1 protein-coding gene is annotated in these 916 nt (G+C 44.8%); it reads right to left on the bottom strand.

Features of this window, described 5'->3' with window-relative positions; all coding sequences use genetic code 11:
- Window positions 1-38: 38 nt before the first annotated feature.
- The gene (locus CSQ79_RS26895) at window positions 39-830 is read right to left on the bottom strand and encodes an IS5 family transposase (RefSeq protein WP_099704163.1); all 792 of its coding nucleotides are present in this window, start codon (window positions 828-830) and stop codon (window positions 39-41) included.
- Between the last annotated feature and the right edge of the window lie 86 nt (window positions 831-916).

Below are 916 nucleotides of genomic sequence, written 5' to 3'. Positions count from 1 at the left end.
TCTAAGAGGATGTTTGAAAAGTCAAAGCGCGTTAAAAATCATGCAAGTCGTCGAACCATAATACGGATCATGGCAATATAAATAAAAGTCTCCGAGGTTTGTGGTAGTCGTTCATAATCTTTACTTAAACGCCGACACCAGTTAAGCCAACCAAAAGTTCTCTCTACAACCCAACGTTTGGGTAAGATGACGAAACCTTGTTTCTCCAAAGGTCTAAGAACAATTTCCACAATCCACCGAAACAGATCCATTACCCATCGCCTAAAATCTTCTCCTCGGTAGCCGCCATCCATCCAAATGGTGTGCAACCGTTTTACCTGATTACCTGTATCATGAACTCTGGTGAGGACTTCTTTGGCTCCAGTGCGCTCGGGAACACTCGCAGCACTTACCAGAACTCGTAAAACTAGCCCTAACAAATCCACACTCAGATGTCGTTTGCGTCCATGTATCTTGTTACCCGCGTCATAACCCACGTCTGTTGAGATCATGGTTGCTGTTTCCACAGATTGGCTATCGACTGCAATTTCAGATGGGCTGGCTTGACGTCCAGCCGCTACCCTTGACCATTGGTAGAGTTTGTCGTGTATTTTTAACCATGTACCGTCTTTGCTCCACCTCCAAAAATAACCATAGACTGTTGACCAAGCGGGAAAATCCCCAGGTAATCCTCGCCAAGTACATCCTTCACACAACACGTAGAGAATGGCATTGACAACGGTATATATAGCTAATTTGCGAGGACGACCACCTGGTTTTGCTCTGGGGAAAAGCTCTGCTATTAATTCCCACTGTTCCCACGTCAGATTGCTACGGTATGCTTTAGTCATTCGCTCACAAGGTGCTGGTTTCTACAAATCTCAGCCTAAGCTTTGTGAGCTTTCTTACAAAACACCCTACTTTTAAAACATCCTCT

The sequence above is a fragment of the Gloeocapsopsis sp. IPPAS B-1203 genome (genome assembly GCF_002749975.1).
GTDB lineage: Bacteria > Cyanobacteriota > Cyanobacteriia > Cyanobacteriales > Chroococcidiopsidaceae > Gloeocapsopsis.
The sequence above is the reverse complement of the archived record's forward strand: the minus strand, read 5'-3'. Positions and strand labels throughout refer to the sequence as shown.